The sequence below is a fragment of the Stenotrophomonas rhizophila genome, assembly GCF_003651185.1.
Classification (GTDB): domain Bacteria; phylum Pseudomonadota; class Gammaproteobacteria; order Xanthomonadales; family Xanthomonadaceae; genus Stenotrophomonas; species Stenotrophomonas maltophilia_Z.
The window spans coordinates 792,659-814,228 of record NZ_RCDC01000004.1 but is presented as its reverse complement, the minus strand read 5'-3'; the positions used below and the strand labels follow the sequence as shown (position 1 = coordinate 814,228).

Genomic DNA, 21,570 nt, shown 5'->3' with positions numbered 1-21,570 from the left:
AATCGAAGGTGTTGGATGAGACAAGCAGGCGCCACAGGGATGAGATTGATCGCAGTGGTGGCCTGGTAGCTCTCGGGCAGTTCTCTTGGGGGCAACCGCGATCTCGTTGAAGGGGGGGCAGATGTCACCTCGTCACACCCCCGCATCGTTAGGTGAGGGCGGCCTCACATTTTCATGCTTGTCAGAATTCTCTGATAGAGATTTGGACCAACCCTTGGTACAAATCTGGGCCGGGGTAACAGAGCTGCATACCCATGCCCACGGTCGTCAATGAAGTGAACCAACAAAGGAGTTGTTGAATGTCTCACTCTGGAATTCGCGATCTTTCAGCTGAAGAACGCGCACTCGTGTCAGGTGGCGCACAGGTGGACACCACTGACCTGCCCCCGATCGACGTGACCCCCCCTCCGGATGACAACTGGTTTCCTGACCCGCCCACTTGGCCTGATCCCTGGGATCCCGGCGATGGCGGTGGCGGTGGTGGGGGCGGCGACAATGGCGGAGGCGACGGAGGCGACGGAAGCGATGGCGAGCCGGACATCACTTTCATTGACGTCAAGCCTTTTGAAAGCAAGCTGACCTACACACCAGGCGAGAATGGCGAGCAGGGCTACAACAAGGCAGTGCTGAGCTACCCAATTCCGAATGAGTTCGGTCTGTGGACGGTCAGCACCGAGCTCAAGTTCAATACCGACGGTACCTTCAAGGATGGCAAGGGCACGTTAGACTTCGTGGGTACCGATGGAAGCCTGTTGAAGTGGGAACTACAGGAAGGTAGTTGGTCATCCACCATCAATGGTGGCTACTACTGGGATATCGGCGGCGGTTTCGGTTTCCAGATAAATGTGAGCTACAACTCGGCAGACAACGACGTCAAGGGCGAGGCACAATTCCTCCACAACAAGAGTCCCTGATTTACCTTAGATGCCGCATCTTCGGATGCGGCATCTCCCCGGAGTCCTATGCTCTCGTTATCACTTGCGCTCCTTCTTGCTTCATCCTCAGCTGGCGTCGGCCAAGCCGAAGGCGTTACCCAAATTTTCAACGACCCGACGCCGGTTAGCCAAGCGCTGGCACAGGGAGATGTCGCCGCCTTGCGGCGGCTGCAATTGAACAAGCCCAACCCCGTCGTAGAAAAGATGGCCAAGGCTGCTGAGCGGCGGGTTCTGCTTGATCTCCCCGGTGCGCGCAAGGCCTCAGATGATTGCATCAAGGCCGCCCAGCAAGCCAAGCACTTAGCCGGTCTGACTGTCTGCGGGGGACTGCGTGCTGGCGTGGAGGCGGTCGCTGGTGACCTGCCAGCTTGGGCACGCCTGACAGTGCAAGCGCAGGAGCGCCTACGCACCACCGCTGCTGATCGCGGAAAGACCCTGCGCAACATTGATGTCTTCACGCGAATCCCCGATTACGCGGCACTAGCCGCCCGGCCGGCCCCCAATGTTCTGGCACAGGCTCAAGGAGTCATCCCACTACATGTCGGCACGGTGACGGTAGCATCCGGCGAAGGACATGGTGGGGGAGAGGTCAGCTACCTCAACATGGCGCAGATTCAGATTGACGGGAGGTCCACGCAGGCTCTGGTGGATACTGGCTCGGCGCTGACCGTTGTGCACCCCTCGGCGCTGACAGAGCCTGCTCTCATGGAGGGGTTCGCACTTTCCGGCATCCTTGGTGTGTCATCTGCCCGCAGCACGATAGCCCAGCCGCAGACGCTGCAATTGGGCTCGCTTGTCATCGCCCAGCCGCTGCTGGCTGCCAGCGATCAGATTCCGGTGAACCTTCTTGGTCTGGATGTGCTGTCCAAACTAGGACGGCTGATCATTGGCAAGGACGGGATACAGGTACTTGCGCCGGGGGCAGCTGCGCCTGCCTGCCAGGCTCCGTTGTTCTCGGCTGCGGACCTAAGCGGTGCGCAGACCGTGCCAAGACTGTTCATCACCGTCGATGGTGAGCGCCAAGAGGCCATGCTCGACACCGGCAACAGCGGCGAGCTGATGGAGGCATTGCCAGTAGGCGCTGCGCTTCCGGCGGGTCCAGCGCAGCACAGCGTCGTTCAGGGTGTTCAAGGGCAACAGCGCAAGACGTCGGTTTCAAGAGACGTGACCGTTCAGACATTGGGAGGTTCTGCAAGGCTACTAATGAGTACCTCCGTCGGAACCCATCCCTCTAGGACACGTTACGTACTCGGAGGCGGCAGTCTGCGGAGCATCGCTATCTACTTGGACTTCATTGACAATAAAGCCTGCTTGATGCCGCTCGGATCGGTGCCGCCTCCGGCGGGCTGAGAACCCGCCGGATTAGAGAGTATTTCATGGAGTATGGGGAATGGATTCGGAAGGAACACGATCGGGGGGGCAATGCGGAGGGCATAGCGCAAGCGGCACTGCGTGGGCCCATCCTTTCCTTCGAAGGTAGCAACAGGACCGCAGCGCTACTGGAAGACGTCGCGGCAGTGCTGCGCGTTCCGCCTGGGGCCATCCACGTGGTGGGGTCTGCGCGGTTTGGCTTTTGTCTCCGAGACGGGGCTCGATTCTCGCCGGCATACTCTGACTTGGATCTCGCCATTGTTGACAACGATTTGTATGCGCGTTGCGAGGCTGCTCCCAAACCGGCGCTGGGTGAGCCGCGATTTCCCGAACGGGATCTGCCCATTCCGGAACGGGTAAGCGTCAGAAAGGCGTTTGACGCGATTTCCCGAACGGTGAAAGATTGCTACGCCTACGTGTCGGCAGCAGTTTTTCCCGACCACGCCTCACTGGTGCGCGCGCAGGCCGGTCGTATTCGTGCTTATCTGGGCATCACCGCACAGGAGGCCGCGAGCCAGCACACCTCCGCTGCACCTATCGGCGCTCTTGATGCCAATTTCCAGCGCATCGTGGACGCTGGGCTGCCGCGATACAGCCTTCCGATTGCGGAGAGCTCGCCGGGCAATGCCTCGCCCTGGATGGTCGACAACGCGGCCTTCCAGCGTGCTTTCGGTGGCAATGCTCTGCGAAAGGAGCGGCTGGCAGCATTGCAGCAGGCTTTCGACGACCTGGCACAGGTGGTGGATGTGCAATGCAGCTTGGTCGGCGGAAGCTTCGTGGACGTGGCAAATGCCGCACCGAATGATTTGGACATTGTGGTGTTTTACCGAGCCCGGTCTGAGGTGCGCTTTGAGCCTGGCAGGGCGTTGCAGCGGCTGACCCGCAAGTTCTTGCTAGAGCACATCGACATGCGATTCGTGCCGTGCGACGCCGAGCCCTGGTTGCTGGTCAAGCTAACCTCTTACTTCACCATGCTGTATCAGTCGCGCAGGCCAGGCACCGAGGACCGCAACCATGGCCTGGTGTTGTTGGTCGCGGGTCCCGGGCGAAGCTAAGCATGGCGATGATCGCGCATACCCCTACCTCGCCTGTTCAGGCGGCTGCACCCGGCGCGAGGGTGCTAATGCCAGTGCCGCCGCCGGCCCCGTCTGCGGCGGTGGCGCTCCGCCTGCAGGCCTGCGACGCCGCTCTACCGACGCTGCAACCTTGCAGACTACCCTGCCAGCAGCTGTGGGCGCATCGCGGGAAGCCGCAAATGCACGCGGCGGCGCGGCAGCTTCGCCATCGACTTTCGCCGTGCATGCGGATGCCGGCGCTGGACCTGCCGAGACTGGCAGAGATTGAAGCCAAGGAGGCGCGCATCTACCAAGACTGGCGCCGCACCGTATGCTGGCCGTTGTCTATGGCAGACGTGCAGCGGTTCATTGCGCTTTGCACCGGAGGAGATGGCGCGCTGCGCACGACGCCGGTGTGGATATGCTCGCACGACGGGCATTCGCAGCTTCCGATGGTGCCGGCCGACCACAGCGCCAAGCGGTTGGCCCAACTGCTGCGACTGCTCGCCGACGGCGCGGTGGGTGTTGGCATAACTGCCGCGGTGCTGGTGTTGGCGCTGGTCAATAATGCCCATGCCTTTTGCGATGGCAATGGGCGGTTGGGGCGCGCGCTCTTCAACTTCTGCCTTCACCGGGCCGGCCTGCCTGACCAGTGCTTCCTACCATTGAAGACGCTGACGGTTCTCTCTCGAGGAGGGTACGAAATTCGCCTGCGCGAGGCAGAACTGTGCGGTCGCTGGGATGGTCTTTATGCCTATCACTGCACGGCGATGGAGTTGTATGCGTGGCTTGGAAAGCAGCCGGCCACGCCCGACCAGAACGAGGATGTCTGATGTTCAACAAGCGCTATTGGAGGGTGCAGTCCGAGGTTAGTGAGTGCGGACTGGCGTGCCTGGCGATCTGCTCATCCATGCTGGGCGCAGATCTGGAAATGAGTGAGCTGCGGCGCAAGTATCACAACTCGCAGCGCGGCGTCGACCTGAACCAGCTGATCGCGGTGGCTAGCGCCCTGGACATGCAGTGCCGACCCGTGCGCTGTGAACCTCGCGACCTGCAGCACTTGGGTACGCCGGCCATCTTGCACTGGAAGCTGAATCACTTCGTGGTGCTGGAGAAGGTCTCGCGCGGTCGCTACCACATCATTGACCCGGCGCATGGCTCGCTGTCCTTCAGTGAAGCCGAGATCTCCAAAGCTTTCACCGGCATCGCGGTGGAAGTGAATTCCTCGCCCAGCTTCCGTCCGCGAAAGCAGCGTTCTCCGCTCAACATCTGGTCAATGGTCCGCTTCAAGGGCGGCGTCGGCACCGCGCTGTTCCATGCGATGGTCTACACACTGCTACTGCAGGGCTTTGTGCTGCTGTCACCGTTCTTCATGCAATTGGCGGTGGACGAAGGCGTGCTGCGCGGGGATCGCGGCTTCCTGTTGGCGCTGGCGCTTGGCTTTGGCGCGGTGGCCCTATTCAACAGCGTGGCCGAGGCGCTGCGTGGGGTCACGTTGCAACGTGCATCCGCGTTGATGGGCTGGGACATGAGCCGCCGCCTGTTCCATCATCTAGTTAGCCTGCCGCTCACTTGGTTTCATCGGCGCCGTTTGGCCGATGCGCTGTCGCGCATGGAGTCGATTGACCCGATACGACAGCTGATCGCAAATGGACTCATCGGTGCGCTGCTCGATGGCGTGCTGGCCGTTGGCATCATCGTGTTCATGTTCATCTACTCGCCGCTGATGAGCCTAGTGGCGCTGACCGCACTGGCGCTGTACGTACTGATGCGGGTGACAACCATTCCGCTGTCGATGAAGCTGGGCATGGCCAGCCTGCAGGCGAACATCGCAGAACGCGGAACGCGCATAGAGACGCTGCGCGCGATGCAATCGATCAAGACGATGGGCGGGGAGTTCTCGCGAGAGGCGATCTGGGCCAACAAGTACGCCGATCTGGTCCGCGCTTCGTTGAACAGCGCAAACCTCCAAGTCGGCATCGGCGCAGGCCGCACCCTTCTGGACGGTGTCAGTCTGGTGGCCATCGTCTACATCGGCGCCCAGGCCGTGCTGGCAGGGGACATGACGGTGGGCGCGTTGTATGCCTTTGTGGCCTATCGCCAGCAGCTCAGTAACCGGTTGACCACCTTGGTGGATCAGTGTATTTCCTGGCGGCTTACCGAGCTGCATTCGGATCGCATCGCCGACATTGCCCTTAGCCCCAGCGAAGAGGGTTTCAGCAAGGATCCATCAGCGTCGGACAGCATCGAAGGGCACATCCAGCTGCGCTCGGTCTATTTCCAGTACTCGGCGCAGGAAGCACCGACCTTGAAGGACATCAACCTATCCGTCGCACCCGGCGAGTTCATTGCCATCACCGGGCCGTCCGGCTGCGGCAAGAGCACCTTGGTGAAGGTGCTCACTGGTCTTTACCCCCCGAGTGCCGGCGAGCTGCTCTTTGACGGACTGAATATCGCCGGCTGGGGGCCGCGGGTAGTGCGCCAGCGGATGGGCGTGGTCATGCAGGACGATGAGCTCCTGACCGGCTCGATCGTGGAGAACGTAACTTTCTTCAACGAACGCCCAGATATCGCGCTGGTTTGGCAGTGCCTGGAAATGGCAGCGGTGAAGGAGGATGTGCAGCGCATGCCGATGCAGCTGGAAACACTGGTCGGTGATATGGGCTCAACCTTGTCCGGTGGCCAAAAGCAGCGGTTGCTGCTGGCGCGCGCCCTCTACCGCAAACCCAGCATCTTGGTGTTGGACGAGGCAACAGCGAACTTAGACGTCGCGCGTGAGAGCCACATCTATCAGGCGCTCGCCCAGCTGGATATCACCCGGATCCTGATCACCCACCGGCCCGACACCATGCGCCTGGCGGATCGCCTCGTGCGCATCGACCAGGGCCGGATTGTCGGCGATACCCGCAAGCCTAGCGCGTCGCCGTCGCCGTCGATGCCGACCGTCAATCTCATTCCTGCCGTCGTTTCGCCGCTAGCAACGGTTCCAGTAGCCAATCCAGCAGTGAGCGCTTCTCTAGAACCAGATCGGCTTTGAGGCGCATGCCCGGCGCCAGCGCCAGAGCCTTGCCATATGCCTGCATCTGCTGGTCGTCCAGTGCGGCCAGCAAGCGGTATTGGCTCTCGACTGCCTGCAAGTCGGCGGGCAAATCTTCCGGAGAGGTAGGCGAACGCGCGATCTTCACGATCCGCGCATGGCCAACGCCGAACTTCTGGTACGGGAACGCGTCGTACATCAACCGTACTTCGGTGCCGACGTCCAGGAAGGCGATGGCTGAAGATGGTACCCACAACTCGGCGAAAAGCTGCGAACCCTCCGGCATCATGACGCCTAGCGTGCGGCCGGCGGTAACCGTGGCGCCGGGCTTGGCCTGCAACCAGGTGACCTGGCCGGCGGATTGTGCGACCAGGTTGAATTGGGTGCCGAGTTTGTAGTTGATCGCTTTCTCTCGGGCTCCCAGCAGATCCGACAGCGAAGTGGCGCGGTTTGCGTCGCTTTCGGCCTTCAACCGTCCCAGTTCATGCCGCATCTGTTCGTGTTCTTGTTCGAGCTGGGCGATACGGGTTTGCACCTCTGCCACCGACTGGCGCACGTTCAGTACCCGTACTTCGGCGTCGCGGTATTGCAGTTCCGAAACCAGCTGGTCCGCCCGCAGCCGCCCCAAATCGTGCACGGTTTTTTCGGCGATGGTTTGCTGCTGCTTGTACAAGGTTACGTTGTCGCGCAGCACAGCGAGCTGGCGGGTGGTGCCTAGCATGCGTTCGCGGATGCCCGCTCCCTGGCTTTCCAGCGACGCCTCAGTGGCGCGTTCGCGATCGACCGAGGCTTGGGTCAGGCGTTCGGCCATGCCCGAAAGAGTGGCCCCGGTGCTTTCGCCGGTGTCGCTCACCGAATCGACCGAGACGGTGACGATGGGGTCACCCTGGCGAATCTTTGCGCCTTCTTCCACGTGCACGTTGCTGACGATGCCCGAGCGCTGGCTAATGATCGGCAGCAGTCCGCGTGAAGGCACCAGCGCCCCGGCAACGGTTTCTTTGCGCGGGAACGAGGTTGTGACCAGGAAAAGCGCCGCTAGACCCAGCAGGGCCACCACGAAGCCGGTCGCCAGCCACATGCCAACCCCGGGGGCCTGCACCGGCGAACCGAAGCGTTGTGTGGTGGCTTCGATCGCCTCGTTGCGGAACAGCGGAATCGCGTCCGCCGTCTCATCCTTGCTAGCTGGTTCCATTTGGCCTGCGTTGACGAGTGGTTGTGAAGGTTCGAGTCGGTGAGGGCTTCATCGCACGGTTCGGGGTGCAAGGCACCCGCGGCCGGCGGCAACGTCCACGTAGTAATCGTAGTCATTGCGCAGGCCGAAGCCCACGCGCCACGACACAGGGAACACAGTGGCCGGCTGGTCCGAGACCTGCGTCTGCAAGGTCACCGTGCGACCGTTGAAGGTTACCGGTGCAGTGGCTTCAGTGTAGCGGACAGGCTCTAGCCCGTGCATCGTCCAGCGGCGCCGCTGCACCAGGCTGGCTTGGGGGGAAGTAGCCAGGCTCATGCCAGAGGCCTCCAGCGTGACATCCGTGCCCGTATCAAGCAGGACAAGTTCGTCGCGCTTGCCGATGCGCATGGGCAGACGCAGCGAGTACTGCCCGCCCCAGAGCGCAGACGTGGCACCTAAGGGTTGCTTGCAGGCGCCGTCAGGCAGCGCTCGCAGCAACTCGAGTTCGGCAGGCTTCAGGACGAACGGACCCAGTCGGTAAAGCAGGTCTAGGCCGATGATGTTGAATTGGATCTGGTCGGCGACAGTGAACGAGACATCCTTGAAGTGGAGGTCGCCCAGCTGAACGTCCACGGGGGCAGCCAGACCGATCGCAACAGGCTGGTTGGGCAGCGTGTTGTCTATTGCAAAGCCATCGGTTACTGCCAGGCCCATGGCCTGGGCTGCCTTGCGGCTGATGTGCGAGCGCGTGGCCCCCGTATCGATGATGAAATCGGAGTCGATGTCGCGCTGCTTTTCATCTTGGCCACCTTGGATCTTGCCGCTAACCACGGGGACACCAGCTTTGGAAGACAGGGGCAGCCAAGACCCGGGCGTTGCTGGCGCGGCCAGCATGGCCGAGCGCGGCCAGTGGCTAAACGCATCGAAGGCGGGGGCAGTGATGGCACTCACTTCCTCGCCAGCACGCAGCGACGGTGCCACGTGTTGCTGATAGAGCGCGCGGACCTTCTGCATGTCGGCGGCCCAGCCCTGGATGTCGCCTTCCAGCAGACGGTTGCCGGCACGGAGGCTGCGGCAGAGGTACATAACGCCTTGGCTCTTTTCGGGTACGACGGCAGCATCGGCAATGCAGGTGTCGGCCCAGCGGTTGGACTGGGCAATTTCGCCTCGGGTGCGGTGGTAGCCGGCGCGAGCGGCCAGGTGTCCCGGTCCTTCCGATTTGCCGATTCCCTCCAGCACTGCTGAATTGCCCTGCATCACGGCCACTGTGATGCCATGGCTGTCTTTAACGACCACGTCGCGGCCTGACGAAGGCGTGGCCACGCTAAGCACAACCGCTGCGGACATCCAAAATCTCATTGCGTCCATTCCTATGAGACACGTATCGACCACCCCGCACCTAAGAACCTACTACCAGTATCACAAGAAGCAGATGTAGCGCTGTCAGAAAATTCTGATTTAAACGGAATGGTGACGCACAGCAATTGACGAGTCTCGCGTTTGCGCGACATCGCACTTTCATCTGGAAGCAAATCGGCTGAGCTGTTTGACCTTCACGTGGAAGCTGCGCTAAAACCCCCACCTCAGGCACGAAGCAAGGAGTTGCAGATATGCTGAAAAACGGAATTCGCGAGCGGTCGTTGGAAGAGCTTGCATTGATTTCTGGCGGTGCGCAGGTAGATACCACCGAGCTCCCTCCCGTAGATGCGTTGCCGCCGGATGATGGTGGCTGGCCAGATACTGATCCGCCGGACTGGACCGATCCTTACGATCCGGGTGGTGGAGACGGTGGCGGCGGTGGTGGCGGGCCGCCGAGCGCGTACGAGGTGGTGGATGGGCAGGCCGACGCCGTGGCTCGCGACGTGGAAGCACTGATCAAGGCCGATCCGGCTTACCAGAGCCAGGAGCTGGGCACGGTTCTCTACCGTGATGCGGTGACCGGGGAAATCAAATCCAGCCCGATGGTGCGCGGTGATGCCAGCAATCCGGGTGCCATCAGCTATCCGCTCTCGGAGTGGGGCATAACAGCGGCCCAAGTGGTCGGGATCATCCATTCGCATCCGGCGGGGGTCTTCCCGTCTGAGACGCATGAGGTCAATAAGTACCCGTCCGACAACCGCACCGTTAACGGCGTGACCTATGAGGGCGGGGATTGGGGCGTGGCCGACCTGCTACGCGATCACGGCATGAATGCCGACGAATTCCGCCACTACATCATCGGGCCAGACGGCGTGACTCGCGAGTATGATTTCCACGACCGCGATGCGGAAACACTGGGCTCGACGCTATGAAGATTAATGTTGCCGTGGCAATAGCCCCGCTCGTTTTCGGCGCAGCAGCGGCATGTTCGTTGGTGGCGCGTGCTGAAACATCGGACCTAGATGTGCTGCGCAGCGAAGATGGCATGCCTGCCCATCGCTATATCTCGCAGCACCGATTGAGTTGTGGCAGCCGCGTGTTCGAGTTGGCGTTGGAGTCCCCGAACCCTGTCAGGCTGACAGAGCTTAAGGTGGATGGCGCGGAGGTTTCGACCGCGCAGCTACGGGCCATTAACGCGCAGGCGCCGGAGCGATCCTGGTTCCAAGGGATAGCTTCATCCTGCACCTTGGCCCGCCAATCTTTGACCCTACAGCTGTCCTCGCCGCAGGGGGCGGTGACCATCCCGCTTTCGTTCAAGGACGGCGTGCTGATCCAGGCGGTACCCGGGAGGTAATGCAGGCAGTCCGCGGTGCCGGCTCCTGCTTGGGGCCGGCACCGCGATAGCTAATCAGAAGCTATAGTCCATCTGCACGTCCACTCCATGCCCCTGCGTGGGGAACGGTCTCCTTGACGCATTCAAGCCAAAGAAGTCGCCTGCTTGCGAAAAGTCATTGAAGGTACGGGCGGCGAAGTTCGGTCAACAGCTCTGGCAAAGCCACCGCACCCTCAAGATAGGCATCGAGTGCGTTGGCCATATGCTGGTCCACGCCAAAGCCGGCAGCATGTTGATCTGCAATCCAGCTTTCCACGTGAGCATGGCGCAGCTGAGCTTCCTGTTCGTCCAGGGGTAGAGGTGAGTGGGTCGAGCCTTGTTTCATGCGAAGAATCCGAGTGGGGGCATGACCTGATTCGTAGCAGAGAACGTTTCGCCGTCAACCCCCATTCCTCGCCTGCCACCGGACCGTTACAGCATCGCTCTGTCGTTGATGGCTTGGTTCAAAATTTCATACCAGCGATTCAGATCGTTCTCGCTGGCGAACTGGATCGTCCATACGGGATGGTCTGCGTCGCGAACACTCAGCGTCAGGGTGCCTTGGCGCTTTGAATTGTGCCAGTGCTTTTCCCACGCCCGGACATCGTCCAGCAGATAGATCTTCGTTGTCCGGATCGTGCGGAGCTTGATCCGGGATCGGGCCATGGACAGCGCCAAGGCGCTGTTGCCATAGAAGTAGGATTGGTCGAACTCCGCCGCGAAAGCTGCCCGGTCGCCGCGTGACCTGAGAGTCCTGCCCACTGCAAGAGCCACAAGAGCGCAGGCGCTCAGGACGAGCATGAGAAAGAAGGTGCCGACACTCATGCGAGCTCCATGGTTGCAAGAGGGGAGGATAAGAAGTTCGGCGGACTACTGGACTCGGCCAGTGATCTTCCAAGTGCCGCCCAGCTCGGTGAAGGTGTAGACGCCATCCATTTGGCTTCCGAAGTCCCGTTCCATCGCCATGACCTGACTCGAGACGGCGCAGTTGTAGCTCGGGGCGCCTTCGGCTTTCGCGCATTTCCCGCTCTTGAACTCCCGAATCTTCGCTTTTTCGTTGCTGTTGTCTTTTACGTACTGCAAGAAAGCGTTCTGCCGTTCGTCGTGCGAGGGACCACCGCCTGAGCAGGCGGCCAGAGCGAGGATCAGCGCACCAACGGCTGCAATGCGGGCCTTGAACATGGAAATTCCTAGAGATGGAGGGGGTAGATGACCTCGGCTCAGAAGCGAGAAGCCCGGTACTGGCGGCCTTGCTCTTGATGCGCGATGATGTTACCGAAAAGGAAACAGACTGCGCAACTAGGAGACTTCATGATCGTTAAGGATTTCTACCCTTGGTCACGCTTTGGAACTGGACGACGCTCCCCTAATCTTTGCCAATCGCCTGCGGCAAGCTCGACTCGCGGCCGATTTAACCCAGGAGGCACTCGGCGTAGCGGCCGGGTTGAGCGTTGACGTGGCCAGGGTCCGCATCAACCGATACGAGAAAGGAGGGCGCGAATGCGATCTGCGCACGGCGAAGCGTCTTGCGGAGGCATTGGACATGCCGTTGGCAGCGCTCTATGCGGAAACAGATGAGGTCGCAGAGGCAATCACAGCCTTGGTCAAGCTTCCACTCGAAGAGCAGCGGCTAATCGTGGCGGAATTGCAGCGAAAGGCAGGAAAACAAGGCTCGCGATAGGGTTGCTTTGCTGCAAAGCCACTCATCCACCTAATTTGTGACTGGGTTAAAGTTAAGTTTCGTTCATCTTTGGCTGCCGGGTCTACCGCCGCGGTTTGGGGGGGCAGGAGTGAGTCCCATCCTGCCGCGTTCAGGGTCTTCACTGGGACCCACAATTCAAAGAAGCAATAGCGCACTGATGGAATTTTCGATTCTCGAAATTCCGTGCGCTGCCTGCCGGCAGTGCGGAGGCCGCTGGCCTCCTCGTGTCTCGCTCCGCGAGTCACAAAGCGACGCAAAACCCTGTGATTTCGCGCACGAAGTTGCCGTCAAGTTTCGCGTCTAGACAAAAAACGCAAAAGACCTTTTGTTGGCTTCTCCCAAATATGAACAGGAGAGGTCGTGGCAATTTATCACTCACACATGAAGTCCTTTGGCCGAGGCAAAGGCGATAGCTCGGTTGCAGCAGCGGCATATCGCGCCGGTTTTGATCTTGTCGACGAGGCGACCGGGCTGTCGCATCAGTACTCTCGCCGGCACGGCGTTGATCACGCCCAGATGCTTGCCCCCAAAGGTGCTCCAGCCTGGTGCTTGGACACGGAAAAGTTCTGGAACGCCAACGAGGCTGCCGAGACACGCAAGAACGCCTTAGTCGCCCGGGAAGTAGAGGTGGCTCTGCCGCAGAGCTTAGATCAAGCGCAACGGAAGGAATTGGCTCTGGACCTGGGGCAGCTCTTGGTTGATCGCTACCAAGTCGCTGTCCTCGTCGCAATTCACGCGCCAAGTCGAAACGGTGACCAGCGTAACCATCATGTCCATCTCTTGATGTCCGCTCGGCAAGTTGGCCCAGAAGGCTTTGGGATGCGCGCAGGTGCTGAGTTCGATGGTCGGCAAGGGCAGGGCAGCAAGGCAGTCAAAGAGCTGCGACTGGAGATTGCAGCCACCATCAACGGCCATCTCGATCTGGCGGGCATTGAGAAGCGGGTTGATCCCAGAAAACTAAAAACCCAAGCGCGCGAAGCGGCTTTGCAGGGCAATTTTGAGCTTGCGCGGGAGCTGACACGCACGCCAGGAAGGCATAATGGGAAGGTCAAGACCGCACTAGAACGGAAAAGCCGGCTGACTTGGTCCGTTCAAGGCCTTGGCGGCAAAGACGCCGCTATGAAGCTCGTTGCCACCATATCGGCACACCAAGCAGCATTGATAGACGATCCAAAGGTGCCAGAGGGCCACAGCCACGCATCTGCTTTGCGGGATCGAGCGAAGGCGGAAGACAGGCTCACACCGCAGCAGGGCAGGGCAGCTCACCCGCGTGATGTCGTGGAGAGAGTGCGGGAGCATCTCTTGGATCGCCGACCCACGGCCGCGCGGAGCTTTGATCAATACAGCCGCCAAACCCTGCATCTGAGTCGTGTGCAGCGGATCACGAGAGCATCAGGACGCGATGCCGAGGTTCTCAATGCAGAAGCGAAGCTCATTGAGGATTGGCTCGAAGCGCAGCGAGAAGTTGCTCAGGACTCATTGGAGCTACTTCGAAGCGTCCCCGGAATTCAAATTGAGCCGGAGTTCCAATTTGCCCATGCCAGTATCTTGTGCCGGCGTGTGGATGACTACGCGGGCAAAGCGTTCACCTTCGAAGACACTGAGGTGCTGGCCCGCACCCTGGCCAAGTATGCGCACATGATGGCGCGGCCGCATCGGGCGCGGATGGCGCTACTTGATGCTCATGCGAAGCTATCGGAGCACGCCGATGCACCTAAGACGCAAGCGGCGACGCGCGCCCGTCAGCGCGTCTACCGCGCGAAGACCCATTTGTCACCGAGGATTGCGGCGATCCAGCGTTGGCGTATTGATCAGGCCAGAAAGCGCATGACTGAGGCAAGGGACGACTTGGAAAAGCACTTTGCTGATCCCAAAGCCGCAATCCTTCCCAGAAGCCCGCTTGGGGACATGGATCCGCCGCCTGCTCGCGCAGAAGAGGCGGGGAACTGGGAACATAGGATGCGAGGGCGACGACCGATGTTCTAAGTGCCTTGGAAAACCCAGGCAAAAAAAGATCCCCGTTGCCGGGGATCTTCTGATCTGACTGTTAGCCCGGATAAGCGGGGAATTTTTCCTCTGGGTGCTTAGCTTTCCACTCTTTGTATGCAGCCGTGCCTTCCCAGGCAGCAAATGATCTCGGCGTGCGGCCTCGGCCTGACCAAGTCTCTTGGGTGTGAGGCAGCCAATACTTGGCGGCAACAGCTTTTCTCGGGCCCGCACTCTTGCGCGGCTGACCGACGCTTGCCGCAAGTGAAGAAGAAATCTCAGCTCTTTGCTTGGCGTTGAAGTTCTTAGCGTACTGAGCAATGAGGTTCAAGATCTCCGCGTGGGCATCAGACGTTTGCTCTTGACGCAGTTGAGCCTCTTGGGCCTCGAGAGCTTGGATCTCATCTTGAAGCTTTTGCTTGGCGGTGAGGATAGAGTCAAGGGTCAGTTTGGTCATTCATTGGGCCTTTAAAACGGATGCAGCTAGGGTGCGGCGCTGTCGGAGTAGAGTCCAAGAGGCACCGCTTTATAGTGGGGTCTGATGACGCTAAGCTGGCAGCGCTCTGGACATATCTGTTGCAGCAGGCTTTGCAAGGCGGCCGATCAGGCTCTCTACGCTCAGACGAATTATTGCATGCTCAAAGCAGTGTCGGACAGCTAGGCCCGATACACTTTTTCTCGCGCGTTAAAAACCTAAGGAGAGTCTTGGTATGCCGTATCTCAGTTTTCACGTCTCGGCGGACACATCGCAAAAGCAATCAGACAAAGTTGCAAGTGTCCTGACGTAACTGACAGCGACCGTGCTCGGCAAGAAGCGCGAGCTCACTGCCGTAGAGATCAATGCTACTTCGCCTAGAGGTTGGTAAATCGGCGGAAAGAGCCTTGCTAATCAAGAGTTGGTGACGTTCTATTTGGACATCGTTGACAGCGTACATAGCGCCGGGGTGCCCAATCGGCCCCAAAGAGGCACATGCGCGACATAGCACGACATTGGGATCGTTCTCGGCGGATGCGGTCGGAGATCGGTAGCTCTAAGGACACTCACGAGGACACAGTCCGATTTGAGTTCTGTAGGCAGATCAAGGATTAGGCATGGGAGTGTTTAGTCCCGCCCCTTCCGACACCTGCACGTTTCGTCAGCGTGTGCCCACCCGACTTGCAGTCCTTCCTTCGCCGTAAGCTCATCGAGCAAACGCTCCTGGCATTGAAGAACGACCGGGAACACGCAAAAACGAGCTTGGCAGCTTACCTGTGCTCGATGAGCACGACGAGGGTGGTTGCGGCTTCCCGTGGTCTCGTGAAAGAAAGCTATTCACCAAGACCTTTACCGGACGCCACGGCGTTCTTGATTTGCTGCAGCTTTTTGCGCAGCTGAGCGATAGGCGGCAGCCCCATGGATTCACGCCGCTTGTCTACATTGCTTTCGTCTTCAATTGGATATAGCTCAAAAGACTCATTTGCCTGGGTGCCAAATCGCTGTGGCTTTCCATCGTAGACCAGCTGGCGATCAACGAATGTAGCGAAGGCATCCTTCGGGAAGTCTCCCTTGTTTACAAGTTCTTGCATCTGGCGGGCCATATCCGCTTGCAGGGTACGGTCGCCAGAGTGTTGCAACAATAGAAATTGTGCGGAAACAGCGGCTTCACCAACCTCGCTCAGGCCCAGCAGCCTTCCGGAAGTGATCTCTAGCCATGCTGCCTCGCGGCGCCGGTCTGCCTCTGCAAGTACCGCGTCATCAAATCCAGGCGTCATGGCCTTCGTGCGATCACGCTGATCTTCTTCGCCGAGAGCAATCAGCTGCTTCGCTACCTGAGCTAATGATCGTTTGTCAGTTGGATGGGCCGCGACCTCGCTAGACCCATTCGACAAGTTCGCTGCAGTCACCGTTCCGACTCCCAAACCAATAGCAATAAGAAGTAGAGATGCCGCTCGTGGTTTCATGACTGTTCCACCCACTGATCATTTCGTTGCCTAGTCGAGAATTTCGCTCCGAGCAAATTTATGCGATCTTGCATCACCCCAAAGTCAACGGAAGCCCTATAATCTGCGTAACTAGGGGGCTCTTGAAGAAGCTGGGCGCCGGCCCTGCTTGCAAGGTATGAGCAGAATTTTGAAAGAAGACTTGAATCCGGGACCTTGGATTCCAAGAACAACCAGTTTCCGGACGGATTTAAATCCAGGAAATGGTATTCGCCATTTCTATCTGGAACGAGGTCCATGCAGGCTACTTCGACACCCATCCTTGACATCAAGAGACCTATCTTTTGCTGCACGTCTACAGGAAGGTTCATCTTGCTAATTGTTGTCACCTTGCTATCAGTCAGATCTTCTCGAGAATCTAGCCGGCCAGAGGTCTGGTGGATCTTATAGGCGTGAATTTGATCGCCAAAGACAAAGGCGCGGACGTCAAATTCCTTGACAATCTCTTCCTGGAATATCGCCGGTGCTGCCAAGATCGTCCCGGCCTCGTAGTTGTCCAGTAGACGAACACTCGCCCTTGAGGCGAAGGCGCACCTAGTTCTTCCGTCGGCATAGCGCCAGCTGAACGGCTCAAACGGCTTAATGACCAGGTTGCGTGTGTTGCCGAATGCTTCTTTTACACGATCAATGCTTGATCCGAAGTAGCTTTTGGGTGGCGAAAGGCCAACGTCGCACGCGGCTTTCAATTGAAGCATCTTGTTATCTGCACGAATTGCTGAGCAAGGTGCATTGACAAAAATCTGCGTCCCTACGTCCACAGACAATTGCAAAAGCCAGTTCTGGTGAACGGATTTCTCGCGCCGGACGAACAGGAAGTCTTCTTCCCCTTCAAGCATGTCGACCCGCGGAGTGTAATCACCTCGGAAATACATCAATTTCTGCTCAGAAAATGAACGCCCTAGCTCCACGGTAACGGAGTTCTGATCCTCTTCGGCTGAGCATGCGGTGACCGAAACGCCGGCGCCTTCTTGATCTAGGCCGAAGAAGGTTTCAACGAGCTCCGCGGAAACGCCGGCTTTGTTGAGCGACCACACTATCGCTGCTGCGTGAAGATCTAAAAAGGATGAAACAACTGTAATCACCACTTCTCTCCATGAAGAGGGCACCGCGCGTCTCCACGCAGTGCCCGTGGCAATTACTTGCCGTTCGAGACTTCGACCTTCACTTCCACCTGGTTGCTGAAGGTGTGGGTGTAGGTCACCTCGCCGCCGAAATCGCCACCATTGACGGCATTCAGCTCTTCCTGAGACAGCTCGCGCGCCGGCGCGAATTCACGAGACAGCTCCTTGGTGATCACTTTATTCAGCATGATAATTTCCTTATTCCTTTGCATGTGATTAAGCCGCGTCGAATGACCCGGCGCTTTATGACTACCCGTTGACGCCGCTTGGTGTCAACCCCCACCCGGACCATTCAACCCTGTTGCGTTGGCCGGACTGAGCGCCAAAAACCGCATAATTTCTTTGGCCCACGCGCGAAACGGCATTGGCAAGCACTCGTGGTCAGAAGAAATGAGAATTTCTCATTTTGAGATGCGAGTCACACTCATGGCTCGCATGAGTCAACTGCGGCCGGTTTGAACCGTGCCGAATCTCTTGCAAGCTTTCCGGCGTGTGTGATAAGAGTCCTCATCGACATGGATGTTAGGCATCAACGCAGCGATGGATACAGTGACTGGAAGTCTGTTTCGCAAAGAGGCATGCGCTCGACAGGGCCATTCAGAAGCGATCAACTTGACGCCTCCCGTGGGCACTTGGATCGTGTCCTTATCATCCCTAGCAGTTTGCATGACTCTATTGGGCCTGCTCCTGGTTGGCTCATATTCAAGACAGCTTCCTGCCCAGGGTGTTGTGGTGCCAACAACTGGAATTATTTCCATTAAGTCGCCATCGTCCGGCTTTGTGGTCAGGCTCTTGGTGAAGGAGGGCGTCGCAGTCGAAGTTGGCACGCCTTTGGCTGAGATTGAGCTTCACCGAACGAGTCTAGGCGGGTCTAGTGAAGCTGAGATGGAGACAGCACTTCGGGAGAAGCGCCGGTCGATTGAGAGCGCCCTTGAGCTATTGCCCATCTCCACTGTCTCTAGTTCAAAGGACGCAGATAAGAGAATTCACATTGCCCAGGAGCGGATACGCAGACTTCGCGACAGGCTGCTGATTCAAGAGCAGAGGGCTGATGCCGCCATGAAGCTCTACGAGTCCTGGCGTAACGCGGGAACTCAGGCTCTCAGTCGCTATCAGATTGAGCAGCAATACGATACGGCTTTGCAGTTGGTCAGCCAGACAGCCGATGCGAAAGATCAGCTGCTTCAACAAGAGCAAGATCTCTCGGCGCTGCTGGCGGAACGAGGCCGTGTAGAGTCAACTGCCGCGCAAGAAAGATCGCAGCTGGTTCAAGCGTTGGCCGACGTGAAGAACTCCATCATTGACAATGATATCGCTCGTGGGGCGCTCATTCGCTCACCTGTAAAAGGTCGAATCTCGACGACGAACGTGCTGGCTGGGCAGTTCGTGGATCCGAGCTCTCCCCCGCTGATGTCCATCGTTGATGATGAGAGCCCGCTGATCGTGGAGACGTGGATCCCGGCGAGCGTCAATGATTTCCCGGTAAATGGTCAGCGAGCAAGCATCGTGATCAAACGCAGCTTCGGGCAATCGCACATCATCCCTGCGACCGTGGCGAATACATCAAGCAGCCCATACTCTGCCAATCAAATTAGGGACATGCGCGGACTTGAAATTGATGCGCCTCATTACAGGGTCTCGCTTGCTCCAGATGGAGAGTGGAGTCAGCGCCAGATTTCTGGATTGAAGCCTGGTGCTGTCGTTTCCGTGCGGATCGCCTCCAAGCCAAGAAGCATCGTTCGCACGCTCTTCAACATCAACTGAGGGTTCATCTAGTGGCTAGCGTGACGGCTCAATCATGGGGATCAAGAAGAAGGCTGCCGCTTTATCTGCAAACGGAAAGCGCAGAGTGCGGTCTGGCATGTGTGGCAATGATTGCCAACTATCACGGGCATGACGTCGATCTTGCATCGTTGCGTCGGCGCTTTGGCGGTTCAATTCGCGGCGTCGGGCTTTCGCACATCATTGCTGTTTGTTCGCAGCTTGGTCTTTCGGGTAAAGCGCTTCGGGCTGGCCTGGAGTATCTCCCCAGCTCCAACGCGCCTTGCATTGCTCACTGGAATATGAGTCACTTTGTAGTTATAGAGCGCGCAGACAGAAAAGGTGTAACGGTCCACGATCCGGCGCGCGGCCGCCTTCGACTGAGCTATGAAGAGGTGAGCGCGAGCTTCACGGGCGTCCTTCTGGAGCTAACTCCAGACGCAGACTTCAGCCCTACCCAAGAACGGCGGCGAATCGGCCTGCAGTCCCTCACCGGTCGAATACGTGGTTTGTTTAAAGGCGCCGCGCACCTCTTCTTGCTCGCATTTGGTGTCGAAGTAATCGCGCTTGCTATTCCATTTCAGCTTCAGTGGACCATCGATAGCATCATCCCCACAGGTGACGGTCGTCTATTGATAATCGCCGCAATAGCGTTTGCGATCGCCGCATTATTGCACTCTCTCCTAACCATCGCGCGTGGTTGGCTGGTCAGCTGGCTTGGGGCTGCACTCAATTCGCAGTGGATTACCCACCTGTTCTCACACTTGCTAAGGCTGCCAACATCCTTCTTTGAAAAGCGCTCCGCCGGGGATATCCTTACTAGGTTCTCTTCAATCTACGCAATTCAGAATACGCTCTCATCTGCGTTCGTCTCGGCTGTGTTAGACAGCGCGTTCGGGCTGCTGGCGCTTGGGATTCTGGTTTATTACAGTCCTGCTTTTGCGGGCATCTCGCTTGTCGTGATCGTTGCCTACTTTGTAATCAGGCGTGCCATGTTTCGAAAGCTATGGGAGGCAAACGAACAGAACGTGGTTTACATGGCTAGGCAGCAGTCGGAGATCATAGAGTCGATTCGGGGAATTAATCCGATCAGGCTAGCTGGCATCGAGCCGTTACGGAGAGGACGTTTATCCGATGCGGCGACAGAGGCTTGCAGGCGATCGATGGAAGCTCAGCGCATTGGCGAGACCTCATCCGGTATAAACGTCGGGCTTTTTGGGCTCCAAAAAGTGGGGCTTTTGGCGTATGGTGCGAGCCTTGTCGTCTCAGGCCAGTTCACGGTCGGCATGTTGGTTGCAGCCGTCACCTTTGCCGATCAGTTTACGACTAAGTCAACGGCGTTTATCGATAAAATTAACGAGCTCCAACTTGTCAAGATGCATCTTGAGCGACTCTCAGACATTGCGCTCGAGGAGCCGCTCCCATTGCCGAAGCCATATTCCGGCGAGCCGCTTATTGATCATTCCATTCGATTTGTTAATGTTGGGTTTCGCTACTCTCACAGTGATCCATGGATCCTGAGAGGCTTGAACCTCACCATAACTTCTGGTGAATCCGTTGCCATTGTAGGTAGAAGTGGATGCGGAAAGTCCACGTTGCTTAAGCTGCTGTTGGGTCTCGATGTTCCCTCCGAAGGACACATAGAGATTGGTGGGCAAAGAATTGATAGTGAAAGCGTGCAGCGAGTCAGATTGGTCATGTCGGCCGTTCTGCAGGACGACAACTTGTTCGCGGGAACAATAGCCGAGAACATCTCTTTTTTTGACAGTGACGCCTCAATTGATCAGATTGTTGACGCCGCAAAGATGGCGAACATTCACGACGACATCTCGAATATGCCGATGGGCTATGAAAGCTTGGTCGGCGACATGGGGAGTGCACTGTCGGGTGGGCAGAAGCAAAGGGTTTTGCTGGCCAGGGCACTCTTTAGGAAGCCGCGTATCCTCGTTCTAGATGAGGCGACAAGCCATCTGGATAAGCACTCAGAGCAGATTACCAACAAGCACCTAAGCACGCTGAACATCACCAGAGTCGTCGTGGCACATCGGCAGGAAACCATTGACCATGCTGATCGCGTAATTGACCTTGCGGAATCCCACGATTATGGCGAAAGCGAGCTTCATTCCAGGGCGGGAACGGTTGCTGCGCGGAGCGCTGTGGAAGAGGCTAGAGCGTAAGGTGCCAGCTCGTCTGGTTCACCTGCTTAGGAGCGATAGTTCCTCGGACCTCTGGCGTCCCATCGATCCAGGCTGCTGAAACTCAACCCAGGAAAGGTCGGTAGCACTGGTGCTCCAGCCGCGATGAAGCGCCCGTTGAGTCCTTCCCCAGCTCAGGACGGCAACGCTCTTAGAGGGCTGCGACTTCAAGAAGGTCGTCCGCGCCACTTGGCGAAAGGGCAGCGCCGTCGAAGGCTCAGGAGCAACCTGACAAAAGCTCCAGGAGCGCTGGGCTTTTCATGAAGTGCAAGGACGCCCCATTTTTGTCCGCCACCGCCCCCTGAGCCCGGCGTCGCAATTCGAAGCTATCACTGGTCACGTTGCACGTCTTGATGTGCCTCGCGTATTCTTCGGGGACACTCACCAGGACACAGTCAGGTTTGAGTTCTGTAGGCATATCAAGGGTTTAAGAGTGGGCACGTTTAGTCCCACTCTCTCCGCCAGATACGCAAAGCGCCCCGAAAGGGGCGTTTTGCGTATCTGGCGGAGAGAAAAGGGTGCCGA

At 58.3% G+C, this 21,570-nt stretch carries 20 protein-coding genes; 11 read left to right on the top strand and 9 right to left on the bottom strand.

Annotated elements, in window-relative coordinates; all coding sequences use genetic code 11:
- The first annotated feature begins 299 nt into the window (after positions 1-299).
- From BCL79_RS03690 to BCL79_RS03670, 5 genes are all read left to right on the top strand, one after another.
- Positions 300-914 (top strand): hypothetical protein, encoded by a 615-nt coding sequence (locus BCL79_RS03690; protein WP_147433844.1) that lies wholly within the window; start codon positions 300-302, stop codon positions 912-914.
- Positions 915-962: 48 nt separating this feature from the next.
- Entirely contained in the window at positions 963-2,285 is a 1,323-nt protein-coding gene (locus BCL79_RS03685) for a retropepsin-like aspartic protease (RefSeq protein ID WP_121037534.1), read from the top strand.
- 266 nt (positions 2,286-2,551) lie between these two features.
- Positions 2,552-3,361, top strand: a complete 810-nt coding sequence (locus BCL79_RS03680; protein ID WP_147433843.1) for a DUF6932 family protein — start codon at positions 2,552-2,554, stop codon at positions 3,359-3,361.
- 2 nt (positions 3,362-3,363) lie between these two features.
- A complete protein-coding gene (locus BCL79_RS03675; protein WP_121037528.1) occupies positions 3,364-4,194 on the top strand; it encodes a Fic family protein in 831 nt (276 codons plus the stop codon).
- Positions 4,194-6,398 carry a peptidase domain-containing ABC transporter gene (locus BCL79_RS03670; protein ID WP_121037525.1) on the top strand — a complete coding sequence of 735 codons (2,205 nt, stop codon included), beginning with the start codon at positions 4,194-4,196 and terminating at the stop codon, positions 6,396-6,398. The genes BCL79_RS03675 and BCL79_RS03670 overlap by 1 nt, the downstream gene beginning before the upstream one ends.
- On the opposite strand, the gene BCL79_RS03665 is transcribed toward BCL79_RS03670, so the two are convergent.
- Both BCL79_RS03665 and BCL79_RS03660 read right to left on the bottom strand, forming a co-directional pair.
- A complete protein-coding gene (locus BCL79_RS03665) occupies positions 6,313-7,590 on the bottom strand; it encodes an HlyD family secretion protein (RefSeq protein ID WP_121037522.1) in 1,278 nt (425 codons plus the stop codon). The two genes, BCL79_RS03670 and BCL79_RS03665, sit on opposite strands and share 86 nt — an antisense overlap.
- Before the next feature lie 48 nt (positions 7,591-7,638).
- On the bottom strand, positions 7,639-8,916 hold the full coding sequence (locus BCL79_RS03660) for a retropepsin-like aspartic protease (protein WP_183073663.1): 1,278 nt from the start codon (positions 8,914-8,916) through the stop codon (positions 7,639-7,641).
- 263 nt (positions 8,917-9,179) lie between these two features.
- Here BCL79_RS03660 and BCL79_RS03655 point away from each other — a divergent pair, with 263 nt between their 5' ends.
- Together BCL79_RS03655 and BCL79_RS20035 are read left to right on the top strand one after the other, a co-directional pair.
- A complete protein-coding gene (locus tag BCL79_RS03655; protein ID WP_121037517.1) occupies positions 9,180-9,860 on the top strand; it encodes a hypothetical protein in 681 nt (226 codons plus the stop codon).
- Positions 9,857-10,282, top strand: coding sequence for a hypothetical protein (locus BCL79_RS20035; RefSeq protein ID WP_147433842.1), 426 nt, complete (start codon positions 9,857-9,859; stop codon positions 10,280-10,282). The genes BCL79_RS03655 and BCL79_RS20035 overlap by 4 nt, the downstream gene beginning before the upstream one ends.
- Before the next feature lie 154 nt (positions 10,283-10,436).
- Here the strand turns inward: BCL79_RS20035 and BCL79_RS03645 are convergent, their stop codons facing one another.
- The 3 genes from BCL79_RS03645 to BCL79_RS03635 all read right to left on the bottom strand — a co-directional run bounded on the left by BCL79_RS03645 (position 10,437) and on the right by BCL79_RS03635 (position 11,482).
- Positions 10,437-10,646 (bottom strand): hypothetical protein, encoded by a 210-nt coding sequence (locus tag BCL79_RS03645; protein WP_121037511.1) that lies wholly within the window; start codon positions 10,644-10,646, stop codon positions 10,437-10,439.
- A gap of 86 nt (positions 10,647-10,732) precedes the next feature.
- On the bottom strand, positions 10,733-11,125 hold the full coding sequence (locus tag BCL79_RS03640; RefSeq protein WP_121037508.1) for a hypothetical protein: 393 nt from the start codon (positions 11,123-11,125) through the stop codon (positions 10,733-10,735).
- Positions 11,126-11,170: 45 nt separating this feature from the next.
- Positions 11,171-11,482, bottom strand: a complete 312-nt coding sequence (locus BCL79_RS03635; protein ID WP_121037505.1) for a hypothetical protein — start codon at positions 11,480-11,482, stop codon at positions 11,171-11,173.
- 163 nt (positions 11,483-11,645) lie between these two features.
- Between BCL79_RS03635 and BCL79_RS03630 the strand changes: the two genes are divergently transcribed.
- Positions 11,646-11,981 (top strand): helix-turn-helix transcriptional regulator, encoded by a 336-nt coding sequence (locus BCL79_RS03630; RefSeq protein ID WP_121037502.1) that lies wholly within the window; start codon positions 11,646-11,648, stop codon positions 11,979-11,981.
- Between the two features lie 381 nt (positions 11,982-12,362).
- The gene (locus tag BCL79_RS03625; protein WP_259462099.1) at positions 12,363-13,988 is read left to right on the top strand and encodes a MobA/MobL family protein; all 1,626 of its coding nucleotides are present in this window, start codon (positions 12,363-12,365) and stop codon (positions 13,986-13,988) included.
- Between the two features lie 61 nt (positions 13,989-14,049).
- Here the strand turns inward: BCL79_RS03625 and BCL79_RS03620 are convergent, their stop codons facing one another.
- From BCL79_RS03620 to BCL79_RS20260, 4 genes are all read right to left on the bottom strand, one after another.
- Positions 14,050-14,445 carry an H-NS histone family protein gene (locus BCL79_RS03620; RefSeq protein ID WP_121037496.1) on the bottom strand — a complete coding sequence of 132 codons (396 nt, stop codon included), beginning with the start codon at positions 14,443-14,445 and terminating at the stop codon, positions 14,050-14,052.
- Between the two features lie 851 nt (positions 14,446-15,296).
- Complete coding sequence (locus BCL79_RS20460; RefSeq protein ID WP_259462098.1) at positions 15,297-15,929, bottom strand: DUF6624 domain-containing protein; 633 nt, start codon at positions 15,927-15,929, stop codon at positions 15,297-15,299.
- Entirely contained in the window at positions 15,926-17,050 is a 1,125-nt protein-coding gene (locus BCL79_RS03610) for an ATP-grasp domain-containing protein (RefSeq protein ID WP_121037492.1), read from the bottom strand. Before BCL79_RS03610 ends, BCL79_RS20460 begins: the two co-directional genes overlap by 4 nt.
- Before the next feature lie 53 nt (positions 17,051-17,103).
- Entirely contained in the window at positions 17,104-17,277 is a 174-nt protein-coding gene (locus BCL79_RS20260) for a hypothetical protein (RefSeq protein WP_183073662.1), read from the bottom strand.
- A gap of 478 nt (positions 17,278-17,755) precedes the next feature.
- Here BCL79_RS20260 and BCL79_RS03605 point away from each other — a divergent pair, with 478 nt between their 5' ends.
- Both BCL79_RS03605 and BCL79_RS03600 read left to right on the top strand, forming a co-directional pair.
- Positions 17,756-18,853, top strand: a complete 1,098-nt coding sequence (locus BCL79_RS03605) for an HlyD family secretion protein (protein ID WP_183073661.1) — start codon at positions 17,756-17,758, stop codon at positions 18,851-18,853.
- On the top strand, positions 18,748-21,027 hold the full coding sequence (locus BCL79_RS03600; RefSeq protein WP_121037485.1) for a peptidase domain-containing ABC transporter: 2,280 nt from the start codon (positions 18,748-18,750) through the stop codon (positions 21,025-21,027). Before BCL79_RS03605 ends, BCL79_RS03600 begins: the two co-directional genes overlap by 106 nt.
- Positions 21,028-21,570 lie beyond the last annotated feature (543 nt).